The sequence below is a fragment of the Nocardia sp. NPDC049526 genome, assembly GCF_044465765.1.
Classification (GTDB): Bacteria; Actinomycetota; Actinomycetes; order Mycobacteriales; family Mycobacteriaceae; genus Nocardia.
The window spans coordinates 278,052-292,986 of the sequence record NZ_JBITMA010000001.1; the positions used below are offsets into that span (position 1 = coordinate 278,052).

At 65.4% G+C, this 14,935-nt stretch carries 14 protein-coding genes; 7 read left to right on the forward strand and 7 right to left on the reverse strand.

Going from position 1 to position 14,935, the window contains the following annotated elements; genetic code table 11:
- The first annotated feature begins 699 nt into the window (after window positions 1-699).
- Entirely contained in the window at window positions 700-2,082 is a 1,383-nt protein-coding gene (dnaB, locus tag ACIBW7_RS01200; protein ID WP_397042906.1) for a replicative DNA helicase, read from the forward strand.
- A 77-nt stretch (window positions 2,083-2,159) separates the two neighbouring features.
- Here the strand turns inward: dnaB and ACIBW7_RS01205 are convergent, their stop codons facing one another.
- Both ACIBW7_RS01205 and ACIBW7_RS01210 read right to left on the reverse strand, forming a co-directional pair.
- The gene (locus tag ACIBW7_RS01205; protein WP_397042908.1) at window positions 2,160-2,525 is read right to left on the reverse strand and encodes a darcynin family protein; all 366 of its coding nucleotides are present in this window, start codon (window positions 2,523-2,525) and stop codon (window positions 2,160-2,162) included.
- A gap of 73 nt (window positions 2,526-2,598) precedes the next feature.
- Window positions 2,599-3,492 (reverse strand): NAD(P)H-binding protein, encoded by an 894-nt coding sequence (locus ACIBW7_RS01210; RefSeq protein WP_397042910.1) that lies wholly within the window; start codon window positions 3,490-3,492, stop codon window positions 2,599-2,601.
- A gap of 103 nt (window positions 3,493-3,595) precedes the next feature.
- Between ACIBW7_RS01210 and ACIBW7_RS01215 the strand changes: the two genes are divergently transcribed.
- Together ACIBW7_RS01215 and ACIBW7_RS01220 are read left to right on the forward strand one after the other, a co-directional pair.
- A complete protein-coding gene (locus ACIBW7_RS01215) occupies window positions 3,596-4,570 on the forward strand; it encodes a LysR family transcriptional regulator (protein ID WP_397042912.1) in 975 nt (324 codons plus the stop codon).
- Window positions 4,571-4,765: 195 nt separating this feature from the next.
- On the forward strand, window positions 4,766-5,002 hold the full coding sequence (locus ACIBW7_RS01220; protein ID WP_397042913.1) for a hypothetical protein: 237 nt from the start codon (window positions 4,766-4,768) through the stop codon (window positions 5,000-5,002).
- A gap of 17 nt (window positions 5,003-5,019) precedes the next feature.
- On the opposite strand, the gene ACIBW7_RS01225 is transcribed toward ACIBW7_RS01220, so the two are convergent.
- Entirely contained in the window at window positions 5,020-5,589 is a 570-nt protein-coding gene (locus ACIBW7_RS01225) for a CGNR zinc finger domain-containing protein (protein ID WP_397042915.1), read from the reverse strand.
- Between the two features lie 60 nt (window positions 5,590-5,649).
- Here ACIBW7_RS01225 and ACIBW7_RS01230 point away from each other — a divergent pair, with 60 nt between their 5' ends.
- Window positions 5,650-6,534, forward strand: coding sequence for an alpha/beta fold hydrolase (locus ACIBW7_RS01230; RefSeq protein ID WP_397042917.1), 885 nt, complete (start codon window positions 5,650-5,652; stop codon window positions 6,532-6,534).
- On the opposite strand, the gene ACIBW7_RS01235 is transcribed toward ACIBW7_RS01230, so the two are convergent.
- Window positions 6,510-7,457, reverse strand: coding sequence for a LysR family transcriptional regulator (locus ACIBW7_RS01235; RefSeq protein ID WP_397042919.1), 948 nt, complete (start codon window positions 7,455-7,457; stop codon window positions 6,510-6,512). The two genes, ACIBW7_RS01230 and ACIBW7_RS01235, sit on opposite strands and share 25 nt — an antisense overlap.
- A 113-nt stretch (window positions 7,458-7,570) precedes the next feature.
- Here ACIBW7_RS01235 and ACIBW7_RS01240 point away from each other — a divergent pair, with 113 nt between their 5' ends.
- The 3 genes from ACIBW7_RS01240 to ACIBW7_RS01250 all read left to right on the forward strand — a co-directional run bounded on the left by ACIBW7_RS01240 (window position 7,571) and on the right by ACIBW7_RS01250 (window position 11,362).
- Window positions 7,571-8,836: an MFS transporter gene (locus tag ACIBW7_RS01240; RefSeq protein WP_397042921.1), complete on the forward strand. Its 1,266-nt coding sequence runs from the start codon at window positions 7,571-7,573 to the stop codon at window positions 8,834-8,836.
- A gap of 124 nt (window positions 8,837-8,960) precedes the next feature.
- Complete coding sequence (locus ACIBW7_RS01245; protein WP_397042923.1) at window positions 8,961-9,551, forward strand: TetR/AcrR family transcriptional regulator; 591 nt, start codon at window positions 8,961-8,963, stop codon at window positions 9,549-9,551.
- Complete coding sequence (locus ACIBW7_RS01250; protein WP_397044118.1) at window positions 9,551-11,362, forward strand: alpha/beta fold hydrolase; 1,812 nt, start codon at window positions 9,551-9,553, stop codon at window positions 11,360-11,362. The genes ACIBW7_RS01245 and ACIBW7_RS01250 overlap by 1 nt, the downstream gene beginning before the upstream one ends.
- Window positions 11,363-11,375: 13 nt before the next feature.
- Here the strand turns inward: ACIBW7_RS01250 and ACIBW7_RS01255 are convergent, their stop codons facing one another.
- From ACIBW7_RS01255 to ACIBW7_RS01265, 3 genes are read right to left on the reverse strand one after another with little or no spacing between them, the layout of a single operon-like run.
- Complete coding sequence (locus tag ACIBW7_RS01255) at window positions 11,376-12,647, reverse strand: KamA family radical SAM protein (protein ID WP_397042925.1); 1,272 nt, start codon at window positions 12,645-12,647, stop codon at window positions 11,376-11,378.
- On the reverse strand, window positions 12,644-13,894 hold the full coding sequence (locus tag ACIBW7_RS01260) for an MFS transporter (protein WP_397042927.1): 1,251 nt from the start codon (window positions 13,892-13,894) through the stop codon (window positions 12,644-12,646). The genes ACIBW7_RS01255 and ACIBW7_RS01260 overlap by 4 nt, the downstream gene beginning before the upstream one ends.
- A complete protein-coding gene (locus ACIBW7_RS01265; protein ID WP_397042928.1) occupies window positions 13,882-14,925 on the reverse strand; it encodes a GNAT family N-acetyltransferase in 1,044 nt (347 codons plus the stop codon). The genes ACIBW7_RS01260 and ACIBW7_RS01265 overlap by 13 nt, the downstream gene beginning before the upstream one ends.
- Between the last annotated feature and the right edge of the window lie 10 nt (window positions 14,926-14,935).

Sequence of the window (14,935 nt, forward strand, 5' to 3'; positions counted from 1 at the left end):
TTCGAAGGCCACTCTTGTGTTTCGGCACAAGGGTGGCTTTCGACTGTGCGGCATCGATCCCATGTCGGCCGGCGCCTCGATGAGCTATACCTTTCGGTGAAATAGCCAATTGTTTGCGAAAGGTCGAAACGGTGATCTGGACCATTCTCGGCAACTCGCTGCTATCGGCTCTACCACCGGTTATTCAGCTTGTGGATCGCCAAGAAAACCAACCGGACGCAATGTGATCTACGCCATAGCCGCAGAACACGCTGTTTACCTACAACACGCCCGGCTGTTCAACTAGACCGACACGCCGCACTCGATTCATCCACACGTGGATAGATCAAGAAATCGATATCTATCAGCGTGTTTGAACGGCGTGACCTGGGTTTTCCCCAAGTTGTACACAGGGGGTGCACAACGCCAGGTAAACAGTCCCCAACTTATCCACAGGTGTGTGCACATTGCGGTTTGGCGACTGCCCATCGGGTCGCCTAGGTTCGTCGCAACATCATGCACGCACCACCCGGAACGGCATGATTCGGCACCTGTCGCGGCGGTTTGCTGGAACCGCAGGTGAGACCCTCTAAGGAGGTCACTCGACCGCGGTCCGCTGCCGAATGTGTCGGAGCCCGGGAGTACAACGAGTGATCAATAGGGTCGGCGGGTAGGCGTTTTCAGCGGCCTGCATGTGGCGAGAGAGGACGGTCGAGTCTGGTGACCACCACCGATGACCGCGGGCATACGGACTATCCGCCCGAACCGCCCGGTGAAGACTTCGGCAGGCAGCCCCCGCACGATATGGCGGCCGAGCAGTCCGTGCTCGGCGGCATGTTGCTGAGCAAAGACGCGATCGCCGACGTCGTCGAGGTGCTGCGCCCCGGCGATTTCTACCGTCCCGCCCACCAAGCGGTCTACGACACCATTCTCGATCTCTACGGCCGCGGCGAACCCGCCGACCCGGTCACGGTGTCCGCGGGTCTGGACCGCCGCGGCGAACTCAAGCGCATCGGCGGCCCGCCCTATCTGGTCACCCTCACCCAGACCGTCCCCACCGCCGCGAATGCGGGCTACTACGCCGAAATCGTTGCCGAGAAGGCGATTCTGCGCCGCCTCGTCGAGGCAGGCACCCGCATCGTCCAATACGGCTACGCGGGCGCCGACGGCCAGGACATCGCCGAGGTCGTCGACCGCGCCCAGGCCGAGGTCTACGAGGTCACCGAACGCCGCACCACCGAAGACTTCCTCCCCCTCGAGGAACTCCTGCAACCGACGATGGACGAAATCGACTCCATCGCCTCCCGCGGCGGCATCTCCCTCGGCGTTCCCACCGGCTTCACCGAACTCGACGAACTCACCAACGGCCTGCACCCCGGCCAAATGATCATCGTCGCCGCTCGCCCCGGCGTCGGAAAGTCGACGCTGGGTATGGATTTCATGCGGAGTTGCTCGATCAAGCATGGTTTGGCGAGCGTTATTTTTTCGCTGGAGATGAGTCGCACCGAGATCGTGATGCGGCTGCTTTCGGCGGAGGCGAAGATCAAGCTCGGTGATATGCGGTCGGGTCGGATGAGTGATGACGACTGGACGAAGCTGGCACGGCGGATGAGTGAGATCAGTGAAGCGCCACTGTTCGTCGATGATTCGCCCAATCTCACCATGATGGAGATTCGTGCCAAGGCGCGGCGGTTGAAGCAACGCCATGACCTGAAACTCGTTGTGGTGGACTACCTCCAGCTGATGACCTCGGGTAAAAAGGTCGAATCCCGACAGCAGGAAGTCTCGGATTTCTCGCGAAACCTGAAGCTCCTCGCCAAGGAACTCGAGGTTCCGGTAATCGCGATCAGTCAGCTGAACCGTGGTCCCGAACAGCGAACCGATAAGCGCCCCATGGTGTCCGACCTTCGCGAATCCGGATCGCTCGAGCAGGACGCGGATATGGTCATTCTGTTGCATCGGCCGGATGCGTTCGAACGAGACGACCCGCGCGGCGGTGAGGCGGACTTGATTGTCGGTAAGCACCGTAACGGACCGACAGCAACCATCACTGTCGCACACCAGTTGCATCTGTCTCGGTTTGTCGACATGGCCCGTGGTTGAAACCGTACGTGTCGGGTCTCGAAAATCGTGTCCTCCGGCCGGTTGACATCGGCCCGGTCGCACGGGGCTCGCGGGGTTCAGGTGGTGATGGTGGCGACGGGTTCGAGGCCGTAGGTTCGGGCGTAGCCGTTCTCGGTGCCGACGAGGAGGTCGATGACCTCGAAATAGCGATCCCAGAACGGGGTTTCGCGCAGTGCGTCGATGAGGAGCTGGTAGGCGTGGTGGTCTTCTGCTTCCCATACCCAGACGTCGGTGATGCGTGCGGAGTAGAACTCGGTGTCGTAGAAGCGTGACCGTACGCCGGTGGTCTTGGCCTCGATGGCGGGCAGGACCTGGGTGGTGAAGGCGTCCGCACGTTCCTGGACGGTCAGAGCGAGCCACTCGGGTGTGGTCTTGACGAGTATGAACGCCGTGACCGGTGGTTCGGTTTTTTCAGTGGGCATCAGGGTGCCTCCAAAGGTGTAGGTGGTCTTGGTGCGCTGGGCACCATGGGTTCCGGGCGACGAATGGTGGGCCTCAGGAGCGGACAGCGGGCCCGAGGGTCTGGGCGCACCACTGCTCGAAGCTGGTGGGGGACGCGGTGTCCGGGGTGCGGGCGACTCCGGCGTCGAGGCCCTGGTCCTTGGCCCGCTTCATGTCGACGACACCCTGGACGAACGCCTCGTCGAGGCCATAACCGACGAGGGTGGTGTACAGCTCGTCGAGCGACTGGCGTTCGTAGCGGACGGGGCGGCCGAGCTGTTCGGTCATGATGCGGGCCAGGTCGTTGGGGGACAGGTCCTGCGGCCCGAGGACGGGGACGCTGTCGATGCCGGTCCACGAGCGGTCCAGCAGCAGGCCGGCGGCGACGGTCGCGATGTCGGCGACAGCGACGAGGGGGGCTTTGCGGTCGGCGTCGACAACGTCGGTGAACACGCCCCTGTCGCGGATCGAGTCGGACTCCTCCAGGAGGTTCTCGAAGAAGGACGGGTTGGCCAGGGCCCGGTAGGCGACGCCTGCGCCGGCGATGAGGTCGTCCATGGCGAGGGAGGCGGTGACCAGGCCGGCGCGGTCGGCGACCGGAGTACCGCGGCCGAGCGCGGAGACCCCGACGACATGGCCGACGCCGTGCGCGGCGAGCGCCTTCACAGCGGGGCGGGTGAAGCCGCTGTAGCCGTCCTGCGGGGGCTGGGAGGCGTCCGGGGGAACGAGCCAGAAGACAGCGTCTGCGCCCTCGAAGGCCCGGTCGAGGACCTCGGCGTCCGCGTGCGAGCCGGTGATCACCTCGACGCGTCCGCGCGCCGGGTCCGGGAGCCGCGCGGGATCGCGCACGATCACCCGCAATTCCTCACCCGCGGCGGGGGCGGACTCCAGGAGCTGGGAGAGCAGGGGACGGCCGATGTTCCCGGTCGGGGCAGTAATAACGATCATGAAAGCCTCGCAGGTCGTGATGGATCGGTACACCCGTCATCCTGCGGAGAACCAAGCGTTGCCACAATGGGAACTTCAGCACTGAATCATTGACTGAAATGGAATGATGCAGGTGAACCGCCCGGATCCGGTCCTCGACGCCAATCTCGCCATCGCGCTGGACGCCCTGCTGGCCGAGCAGAGCGTCACCCGCGCCGCCGCCCGCCTGCACACCTCGCCTGCCGCCATGAGCCGCACCCTCGCCCGCCTGCGCCGCATCCTCCAAGACCCCCTCCTGGTCCGGGCCGGCCAGACCATGGTCCCCACCCCGCGCGCCCAGGCCCTGCGCGACGAAGCCGCCGCAGTGGTACGCAGCCTCGGAGCACTGCTCAGCCCCGGCACGGGCGTCGACCCCGCCGCCCTGACCAGCACCTTCACCCTCCAGGCCGCCGACCTGGTCGGGGCGGCACTGGCCCCCCGACTGCTGCGACTGGCCCAGCAGGAGGCGCCGGGGGTCTCGTTCCGGCTCCGGGCCGAAGAGCTGGAGGCCGGATCTGCACTCCGCGACGGCCGGATCGATCTGGAGATCGGGTCCATCGACCACGTAGATCCCGAAACCCAGGTCGAAGAACTCGTCAGTCTGCGCATGATGGCGGCCGTCCGGCCCGGCCACCACCTCACCGAGGAACCCTTGACCCCGGCCCGGCTCGCTGCCGCCCAACACGTCGCAGTCAGCCGCCGTGGCCGGTTCACCGGCCCACTCGACACCGCGCTGGCCGAGCAGAACCTCCAACGGCGGGTCAGCATCGTCCTCCCCAGCCACCTGGCCGCCATGACCCTCGCCGCCCGCAGCGACATCGTCTGCCTCGTACCTGCCGCACTCCCCGGTGCCGGCTCGTCGCCCCTCACCGATGACGCGACCGCCCTCGGACTGCGCCTCCTCGACATCCCCCTGACGCTGCCGCCACTGACCATCGGCATGGCATGGCACCCCCGGCACACAGCCGACGGAGCCCACCGCTGGCTCCGCAACGCCATCCGCCGGACCCTGCGCGCGCCCAGGAGCCCGACCACATCATCTGACCCGCGAGAGCCCTGATCATCTCGTCCGCGAATCCGCGCGATCGCGATTGGACTCTGGCAGGATAGCCAGCGATAACGGCAGCTGAACCGCAGGTCGAGCTGTTGTCGAGCAATCTGGTGTGAGTTGCTGTCGCAATGAATTGTCGCTGAGCAGTCGAGGCTCTCCCGGTCGGGTGAGCCCCTGATCGAGGCGGGCAGGTTCTTGTTGACGGTGTCCGGCGAAAGCTTCGACGGCGATTTCATGATCGGCGCGGCCATGGCCGGGCCGTTCGCGGTATTCGGTGCCACCGTTGCCGCGCGCCACTGGCCAGCGACGATGGCGTTCTACTGTGCGGTGCTCGCCGCACCGGTGGTCGCCCTGTCCATCGGCTACTTCCCGATCGCCTTGTTGCGGCGCAGCCACGCGGTCGAAGCCGCGAGCACGCTCCGTCCGGTCGGCGCAACGTAGCTGCTCGAGCGGTGCCGCTACTCCGCCGATATCTCCCGGGCCCGCAGGTTTCGCTTCTTGGCGCGATTGCCGCAGGTATCCATCGAGCACCAACGTCGGTTTCCCGGGCGGGACAGGTCGACGAAGTAGGCCTGGCAACTCTCGCCCGCGCATCGCCGTATTCGGGCGGCGGTCGGCGAGGTAGCCAGATCTAGCGCGTCCCGGGCGACTGTCGCCAGGACCGCCGCGATCGGGTCGGGCGCGGTCCACTGCAATTCCCCGCGCCGGTCGAGACTCGGGATCGGGACAGACCGGCTCGCCGCCTTGTTGATGACGGCTCGGTCCCGGTCGGTCGGATGTACCGGGCCCTTAGTTGTGCGCGCCAGGTCGACCACCCGAAAGATGGCCTCCCGCAACGTTCGCGCGGACTCGACGGCGCGAACGTCAGGTGTCGCGGCGACCCGGTCCCAGGGGCCGAATTGCGCAACCCATGCCGTCAGCGCCGCCGGATCGGTCAACTCCTCGGCCTCGGCGGGCGAGCCGCGGTGGCGCAACGTCCGCACGTAGTCGAGGCAGATTCGACCGGATCCTTCACGAAATAGACGCACGATCCCAGTGTATGGAACCACTTATACCGGTTCGAAGCGGAACTAGTTAAAGTGGTTCACATGACCGACGAAGTCACGGATATGCAACTGGCACAGTCACTCTCGGGAGACTTTCGCAGCCACCATGCCCAGGTCAACGGCATTCGGTTGCACTACGTCGCGGGCGGGACGGGTTCGCCGGTGATACTTCTGCCGGGATGGCCGCAAACCTGGTGGCAGGCCCGCAAGATCATGCCGCTGCTCGCGCGTCATCACCGAGTCATCGCCGTCGACCTCCGCGGTATGGGCTCCTCGGATACTCCGGACCACGGATACGACAAGAAGACGATGGCCGAGGATATCCACCAACTGGTCCGACATCTGGGCTACTCGACGGTCGATGTCGCGGGTCACGACATCGGCTCGATGGTGGCCTTCAGCCTCGCGGCCAACCATCCGGAGACCGTGCGCAGGCTGGCGCTGCTGGAGGAGCCGCATCCCGATGATCGGCTCTACGACTTCCGCCTACTGCCCGGCCCCGCGGAACGGGCCCGGCAGCGGTGGTGGTTCGCCTTCAATCAGGTCGCCGAACTACCCGAACAGCTCCTGGCCGGGCGCGGCAGGCACCTCGTCGACTACCTGTGCCATCGAAATCTGCGCAATCCCGACGCCATCGACGAACAGTCCCGCGCGGTGTACGCACGCGCCTATTCGCATCCCGAGTCGATCCGCGCCGCCAACGGCTGGTATCAGAGTTTCACCCAGGACATCGAGGACGGCCGGACGTACCCGAAACTGACGATACCCGTTGCCGCACTGTACTTTCCGGGCCATACCGACATCCTCGACAGTCTCGCCGAGCGAGCAACCGACGTGCTCGCCATCGAAATCCCCGACAGCGGCCACTATCTCGCCGAGGAACAGCCCGATCTCGTCGCAGCTCACCTGTGCGACTTCTTCGGATAGGGCGCCCAGTCCGGGGTCCATACGCCGTCGTCGAAAGTCGTCTTGTATCTGGTGCGTAGGTACTCGAGGAAGTCTGCGAGGACGGGATGCGCATTGTCTGCTCGCCAGATCACGGAAAGTGGGTAGACCGGGGTCGGGTCGACGACGGGGATGCGGCGGAGGTCGTAGCTTTCCGGCCAGAGGTATCGGGAACCTTCGCCGACGAAGGTGGCGAGTCGGGTGGAATCCGCGAGTTCGGCGAGGAGCGCTTCGATGCCGAAGCTCGGGCCGATCGTGACGATGGTGAGTCCGAACGCGGTCGCCAAATCGTTGTAGTAGCCGACTGGTTCGGCGTCGGACATACCGAGCATCCAAATCGGGTGATCGGTGAGTTCGGCCGGCGTCACCGTCTTGGCGTTCGCCAGTGGATGCCGTGGACCGACGAGCAGTTCGTGTCGGTCGTCGATAACGCGGGATGCCCGGAGTCCGCTCGGGACTTCGCGGTGTCGCAGGGATCTGAAGGTGGCGTCGATGGTGCCCGCGCTGATCTCGGCCAGCGCAGACTCCGCGTCGAAGTTGGTCAGGGTGACCACATCGAGCTCTATATCTGGATGTTGCTGGTAGAAGGCATGCAGGATGTTGGAGGGCGCGATCCTGCGGGCCACGACGTCGATCCGAAGGGCCCTGCGCCCCGGAGTCACGGCCGCGGTTGCGCGTTCGGCGGCACGGAGTAGTTCGCGGGCATGCGGTAGCAATGCTTGCCCGTCGACGGTGAGCCGCACGCCCCTGGCGATCCGCGCGAAAAGCTGAACTCCGAGTTCTCGCTCCAGCGTGGCTACTCGTTTCGACGCGGCCTGCTGGGTGATTCGCAGATCATCGGCAGCGGCTTGGAACTGGCCGGTCTCGGCAACCGCGACGAAGGTACGAACCGCATCGAGATCCACCAACGGAAACCTACTCCCACAACGAAAAGTTGTGACACTCCGCTCGATTCGTTGTTGGTGACAGCACCCATCAACCGGCTTCAATCTCCCTGACAACAGAGGGAGTGCGGATTATGTGGCGGAGCGCGAAACCGGGTCGGACGTTCGGGTGGTTGTGGGCCGCCTACGCGGTCAGCGCCTACGGGACCGGGCTCGGGTTCGGAGCATTTTCGGTTGTTGCCATCACCGTTCTGAACGCCAGTTCGGCGGAAGTGGCGGCCTTGTCGGCGTCCGGGCTCGCGATCGGGGCACTGCTGGCGGTTCCGCTCGGGCCGTGGATGGAATTTCGTGCCAAGCGGCCGGTCATGATCGCCATGGACCTGATCCGCTTCGCAGCGCTGGCATCCATACCGCTCGCCTACTGCCTGGGCGGGTTGTCCTTTGCGCAGCTCTTGGTGGTTTCCATCGGCACTGCGGCAGCGAAGATCGCGTTCACCGCGGCCAGTGGCGCATACCTCAAGACCGTCGTCCCCGCCGACGGGCTTCTCGTGGCCACCAGTCGTTTCGAGTCCACTACTTGGTCGGCCACGGTCATCGGACCGCCGCTGGGTGGCGTGGCTATCGGGCTGCTGGGGCCGGTGACCACCGTTGTCATCGATGCGGTGAGCTACCTGCTCTCAGCGCTCGGCATCACCGCGATCAGGGAACCCGAGCAGGCCTCGCGCCCGAGGCAGACCCGAACGCGCCGGGCGAGCGACATCGTCGAGGGGTGGCGCTACATCCTCACCCACCACACGCTGCGTCGGTTCTTCGTCAACACCATGCTGGTCAACGGGCTGATCATGGCCGGGGAGCCGCTGTTGTCGGTGCTGATGCTCGCGCACCTGCAGTTCCCGGTCTGGGAGTACGGACTCGCCTTCGCTGTTCCGTGTATCGGTGGCCTGATCGGGTCACGACTCGCTCGTCGCATCACTTCCCGCTACGGCGAACAGACGGTGCTGCGGGTCTTCGGCACGCTACGTGCCTGCTGGCCACTCGGGCTGGCGTTCATCCGGCCGGGCCTGGGCGGGCTGGTGATCGTGATGGTCACCGAGTTCGGGCTCATCATCTGCATCAGCATTTTCAACGCCGTCTTCGCCGCTTATCGGTTGAACAACACCGAAACCGATCGCCACGCCCGGGTCCTCGCCGCGTGGTCGATCACCAGCAGCATCAGCATCGCGGCAATCACCGTGACATGGGGTCTGCTGGCACAACTCACCAGCCCGCGTGCGGCAATCGCGCTGGCCGGAGTTCTCCTGCTCGCCACGCCCTTCCTGCTGCCGCGGCAAGTCGCCACGCCCGAACCGATTCCGCCACATGAAGACCCGGTTCTCTCCAACGACAGCGCGCGAGCATGACCCGGCAACATGGTCCGGGGAGCTGGACGGCGGCTTCAGGGCTCGTGATGACATCGCCGCTGCGGTTGGCGAGGCCGATTGGCGCGCGGTTGCAAAATCTATAGACCGGTCTATTCTGAGGTTCATGGTTACGTCCAAAGGCGCTCAGACGAGTGGGCAGTTGGTGGAGTCGATGCTGGAGTTGATCCAGGCTCGGGGGTATAGCGGTACCGGGTTGAACACGGTTGTGGACCATGCGGGGGCGCCGAAAGGGTCGTTGTACTTCCACTTTCCGGAGGGGAAGGAGCAGCTCGGAGAGAAGGCGATCGAGTTGGCGGCCGAGCGATTCCGGAGCTTGCTGGACGAGACGGCGGGGGCGGGGGCGTCGCCGGGGGAGGTGATTCGGCGGGTTGTGGAGGTGCTGGCAGGTTTGGTCGCGGATAGCGATTTTCAGCTCGGCTGCCCGGTTTCGGTGGTCACGCTGGAGATGGGCGCACACAGCGAACGACTGCGGGCCGCGTGTGCGACGGCGTTCGAATCGTGGATCGGGCCGGTGCGTGCGTACCTGGTCGCGGCAGGGCATTCGGAGGCGGCGGCGCGCACGCTGGCGACAGCGACGGTCAGTGCGGTCGAGGGTGCGGTGATCGTGGCGCGCGCCAAACGCGATGTGGAGCCGTTGCACAGCACGGCACAGCTGCTGGCGGCCCTGCTCGACCAGCCAGGGGCGCTGACGTGATGACCACCCGCCACGCGCTGGTATTCGGCGCCACCGGCTTTATCGGTCGCAATTTGATCCTCACCTTGGACCAGGCCGGGGTCCGTGTCACCGCCGCGGTGCGCAGCAGAGAATCGTTCACACAGCTTGCCGCATGGGTGGCCGATCACGGATGCCGGACGGCTCCGGCCGAGCTGATCGTCGACTTCGACGCCGATCCCTTTGTCCAGGGCGAGGATTCGGTGTGGGCTGATGCCACCGAGATCTACAACTGCGCCGGCGCTTACCGATTCGGGATGACGAAGGACGAGGCGCGGCACGGCAATGTCGACAGCGTCCGCTCGGTGGTGTCCTTCGCCGCGCGGCTGCCACAGCTGTCCCGGCTGGTATACGTCTCCGGCTACCGTGTCGGCGGTCAGGACCCGACCACCGTTCCGTGGAGCCCGGAGCGCGTGGAACGAACCCATCGTCGTCTGGGCGCTTATGAGGCGTCGAAGGTGGAGAGCGATGCGGTATTCCAGGCCGCCGCCGATGAACTCGGCGTGCCGTGGTCGATCGTCAACCCGCCCACCGTCATCGGGCCGAGCGGCACCGGGGAATCCGATCAGCAACTGGGCCTCGCGGCGAGCTTGAAAGAGATTTGGCGAGGCACTGCGGCGGCACTGCCGGGCAACTCCCGCACCTTCGTGCCGGTGATCCCGGTCGACTACCTGACCCGCTTCATGACCCTGCTCCCAACCGATCCGGCCACCGCCGGTGCGGCGTACTGGGTGCTCGACGACACTACGCCCGCACTGCCGACCCTGCTGACACAAGTCGGTCGACACTATCGAGTGCCGGTGCCGCGCACGCGCATTCCGGTCGCGCTGGTGCAGCGCCTTCCGCAGTGGTTGACGAAGGCCGATCCGGAGACCCTGACCTTCCTGTCCACCGACCGGTATCCCACGGGCTCGGCGCACGAACTCGCCCGCAAGCACAGTCTGGACCTGCCCGACACCACACGCAGCATCCTGCGATGGGCCGACCACCTCGCCGCGCACCGGTTCGGCGCTGCGCCAACCGGCAGTGCCGCAAGGACTTTCGACGAATACGCCGGTGTGCGAACGTTCCGGATCGGCGAGCCGGACGCGCCCACCGTGCTGCTGCCCGGCCTGCCGGTCAATGCCGACACCTGGGCTCCGGTCGCGGCGGCCATCGGCCACGCCCAGGTTCTGGACCTACCCGGGCTCGGTATGTCCGCGGGCAATCGAGATCACTGGCACGCATGGCTCGAGGCACTGCTCGAACGAACAGCCGGCGCGCACTTGGTCGGTCACTCCATCGGCGCCGCCGCGGTGGTAGAGGCCGCGGCCGCGCATCCCGACAGGGTCGGGTCGATCACGCTGGTCGCTCCGTTCTTTCTCCAGCCGAGTGCCGGAATTTCGGCACGGATCGCACCGCTGACTCGCTGGTATCTGCGTCGACAGCGTCCGAACACGTTGTCCGACAAGCTCACCGGCTCGCCCGACCACGCGGCGGTGCTGCAATCGAGCGTCCAGGATCTGCGTCGCGCGAAGGTCGCGGCCAACGTCGCCACACTATTCGCCGCAACGACGAACGCAGGCTGGCGCAACGAACTCACTACCAAGCTCGCGCAATATCCCGGACCGGTCCACGTGATCACCGGAAGCGCGGACCCGCTCACTCCCGCCCTGGTCGAAGCACTTTCGCCGCGAACCGAATTCAGCACAGTCGACGGAGCCGCCCATCACCCGCAACTGACACACCCCGATGAATTGGCGGATATCATCGCCGGAGCCGTATCGAGCGAAGCCGCCCGTTTCACGCAATGAGCGACCAGAACCTCTAGTGCACGGTGCCCGGAAAGTGCGAACCCAGCGCCGGAATCAGGTCGTCGAACCAACGGGCAGTCGGGTCGTAACGGGCGAAGAATTGGCGGCCCACATCGGCCGGGTTTCGGGCTTGCAGTAGGCGTAGGGCGAAAACCTTGACGCCCAGGACAGTTGTGATGCCATCGATGAGGACCTTGCCGGGATGGGCGGACATGACTGGACCGCGGGCACTGCGCGCCAACCCCGACACGCCGCGAATGGCATCGGTGTAGATGTCGTAAGCTCGGGCCAAAGGCACTTCGAAGTAGTTGCGGGCACCGGTATCTCGCTCGACGAACATGTAGTACGGGATCACCCCGAGCCCGACCAATTGCTGCCACATCTCCGCCCAGACCCGGGCGTCGTCGTTGACATGGGCGACCAGCGGCGCCTGCGCCCGGATCACCGCACCGGTGCGCCGAATCCGGGAGATGGCCTGCCGCACCATGGTGGTCGACAACTCCCGTGGATGCGAGAAGTGCGCCATTACGGCAACGTGCCGACCGGCAGCCACGCACTGCTCGAACAAGCGCAGTAGATCGTCGGCGTCGTCGTCTTCGGTGAACCGCGCAGGCCAGTACGACAGCGCCTTGGTACCGAAACGCAGTGTGCGGATATGGTCCAGCCCCGGTTCCAGAATCCGATCGACCCACCGACGTAGGACGGCCGTCTTCATGATCAGCGGGTCACCACCGGTGAACAGCACATCGGTGACCTCCGGATGCGCACCCAGATAGGCGAGCATGGTCGCCGGATCCGACAGCGCCTGGCGGGTTTCCGTGCCGACGAACTGGGCCCAACGGAAACAGTAGCCGCAGTATGCATGACACGTCTGCCCCTGGGACGGGAACACCAGCACCGTCTCGCGATACTTGTGTTGCAGACCGAGCACCGGTTTACCGTGCAGCACAGGGACATTGGCCTCGATCTGGCCGCCGGGATGCGGGTTGAGCAAGCGACGGGCTTGCGCGCCCGCCTTGGCGAGCACCTCCCGGGTGGCGCCCGCGTCGTAGAGTTCGGCGACGCCGGAAAAGACTTCGGGCGGCAGCATTTCCCGATGCGGAAAAGTGAGCCGGAAGATCGGATCGTCCGGCGCCGCAGCCCAATTGATCAATTCTCGCTCGACATAGTCGTTGACACGAAACGGCAGTACCGCCGAGACGATCCGCAGCTCACGCAGGTAGTCGTCGGAAAGGCCACGGGCACCTGCCAATTCGGCCAACCGCTCGCCGGTATAGAGCTTCATGCGGTCACCATTTCATCGTCGCGGTGGAGTGGAATGTCGCGGTGGCGGCGCAGACCGGTCGCCCAGACGACCGGTGCCGATACCCCGATGACCACCGCGGCCGCAAGGAAGACCGGACGCGGATTATTGCCGTCGAGCTGGGTGATCAGTCCGGCCAGTACCACACCCACCGGCCCGGCCGCGAACACCAGTGAACGGGTCGTACCGGTGACCCGGCCGAGCACTTCGCGCGGCACGATCTGTTGCCGGAGCGTGCGAATCACAATGCTCGCGAGCACATCGGCCCACACCAGTACGGCATTGCTCACCGCGAGCCACCAGATGTCGGGCGCGAAACTCGCAGCCGCTAAGGCAATACCGATCAGTAGCACCCCCGCCACGCACACCGACAACGGGCGATACCGGGCGATGACGGCGGGAGCAGTTGCCGCACCGAGGATTCCGCCGATGCCGCCGGCCGCCACCACCGCGCCGACGAGGCCCGGCGATGCGCCGAAGTAATCGTGAGCGAAGAAGACGACCAGCGTCGTGGCTGCCAGGCAGAGATTGGTAACCACCTGCAGCACCGCCAAAGAGCTCATAATCGGAGAAGCGCCGAGATAGCGCAGCCCAGCATGGAATTCGGCCCCGATCCGGCGCCACGAGATCCGGTCAGCACCAGCGGTCGAACCCGGCATGCGCCGGTAGGTTCTCCACAGTGTCAGCATGGACACTACGAACGTCGCCGCATCGATCAGTAGTGCTGCTCTCAAACCCATTGCAGCGGCAAGTAATCCGACAATCGCGGGACCGATCAGTAGCGACGCTTGGCTTGCCGTTTCGAGCCGTGAATTGGTGCGCACCAATTCTCGATCACGGTAGACATCGCGCACCGCGACAGTCAGCGCGGTCTCGAAGAACACCCCGGCAATTCCCGCCGCGAATGCGAGCACGAGCACCACACCGACCGAACCGGTTCCGGTCAGCGTAAAGCCGAAAAGAGCGATGAAAATCCCGGCCCGCACGGCATCGGCCACGATGAGCACATGCCATGGGTTGGTCCGGTCGACCAGCGGACCGGCGGGAAACCCGGCGATCAAGTAGCCGACCATGCGGGGCGCGGCGGCCAGCGCCACGGCCGTCGGATTGTCGGTGAGATGCACCACCAGCAGTGGAATTGCCAGCACGGCCAGTCCGTCGCCGAACAGCGAAACGATCTGACCTGGAATGAATAGCCGACTACCCCCTGGACGGTTCAGAGCGTCCATGTGTAGCCCGTCAACTGTTCCAGCCGACATCCGAACGAGATCTTTTCCGGCCACTTCAGCGTGCCGTAGTCGATCTCGGTGACGCCCCGCCGCAACGCTGCCGCCACCAGTTCGTGGAACGCCAGCACGAAGTAGGTGCCGTAGGCATCGCCGTCCTTGCCGGACCACAATCCGCGCAACGAGTCACCGTGGCGCAGCGACAAGACGAAACCGACGATTCGGCCGTCGCGCCGTGCCGTGGTAACCACCCGGTCCTCGGCCGGATAATGCTGGATCATTCGGTCGAGCGTCGCGGTCTGGGCGGCCCGGTCGTCGCTGGAGTGATATTTGCGCAGCGACCCCATGCGCAATTCCAGTACCTCGTCGCGGACCTCGCTCAGGTCTTCCTCGCCGAAGGTGATCCCGCTCTCACCGCCTCGGCGCAACAGTCGCCGCAGGTCCTGGCGGCGTTGCCTGGACAGCTGTGCCAGATATCCGTCCATATCGGCGAAGTCCACCGCCCGGACGCAGGTCGGATACAACTGAACCGGCCGCGCCCCGAACTCGGCGAGCGCCTGCCGCAGAATGCGTTGCCGCTCAGGGACATACAGGAACGACACCGACCGGACACCGTGCCGCCCGGCCCAGTCGTGGATGGCCTGCACCGTGCGGGCCATTACCGCCGGGTCGGCGGCACCCGGCCCGGCGGGCACACAGGTGTAGCCGGGCAATACGAAAAGCAGGGCCGGGTACAACGTCTCTGGTTCGAATGCCGAAAGTGGTACCGATCGCGGCTCGAACACCGGGATTTCACCGCGCAGCACGGCGCCGATGTCGTAGCGAGGTTCCGCGGGTGCGGTTTCCAGCAATCGGGCATGCAACCCGACCTGCGGGCTGCCGTCGACACTGCCGATCAGCCAGCGTGGCTGCCCCGGCAGCAACGGCCCCATGGTCTCCAGCCATCGGCCGGTCACTGCGAAATCTGTGGCCGCGTCCGCCATCGTCGCCCATTCCGGCGGACAGTTTCCGGGCCCCCTGAGTTCCACACGCATCGCTCACCTG

Coding starts and splice junctions, on each gene's coding strand:
- ACIBW7_RS01205 (WP_397042908.1), bottom strand. CDS start 2,525: ATGCCCACTGAAAAAACCGAACCACCGGTCACGGCGTTCATACTCGTC.
- ACIBW7_RS01210 (WP_397042910.1), bottom strand. CDS start 3,492: ATGATCGTTATTACTGCCCCGACCGGGAACATCGGCCGTCCCCTGCTC.
- ACIBW7_RS01215 (WP_397042912.1), top strand. CDS start 3,596: ATGATGCAGGTGAACCGCCCGGATCCGGTCCTCGACGCCAATCTCGCC.
- ACIBW7_RS01230 (WP_397042917.1), top strand. CDS start 5,650: ATGACCGACGAAGTCACGGATATGCAACTGGCACAGTCACTCTCGGGA.
- ACIBW7_RS01240 (WP_397042921.1), top strand. CDS start 7,571: ATGTGGCGGAGCGCGAAACCGGGTCGGACGTTCGGGTGGTTGTGGGCC.
- ACIBW7_RS01245 (WP_397042923.1), top strand. CDS start 8,961: ATGGTTACGTCCAAAGGCGCTCAGACGAGTGGGCAGTTGGTGGAGTCG.
- ACIBW7_RS01250 (WP_397044118.1), top strand. CDS start 9,551: ATGACCACCCGCCACGCGCTGGTATTCGGCGCCACCGGCTTTATCGGT.
- ACIBW7_RS01255 (WP_397042925.1), bottom strand. CDS start 12,647: ATGAAGCTCTATACCGGCGAGCGGTTGGCCGAATTGGCAGGTGCCCGT.
- ACIBW7_RS01260 (WP_397042927.1), bottom strand. CDS start 13,894: ATGGACGCTCTGAACCGTCCAGGGGGTAGTCGGCTATTCATTCCAGGT.
- ACIBW7_RS01265 (WP_397042928.1), bottom strand. CDS start 14,925: ATGCGTGTGGAACTCAGGGGGCCCGGAAACTGTCCGCCGGAATGGGCG.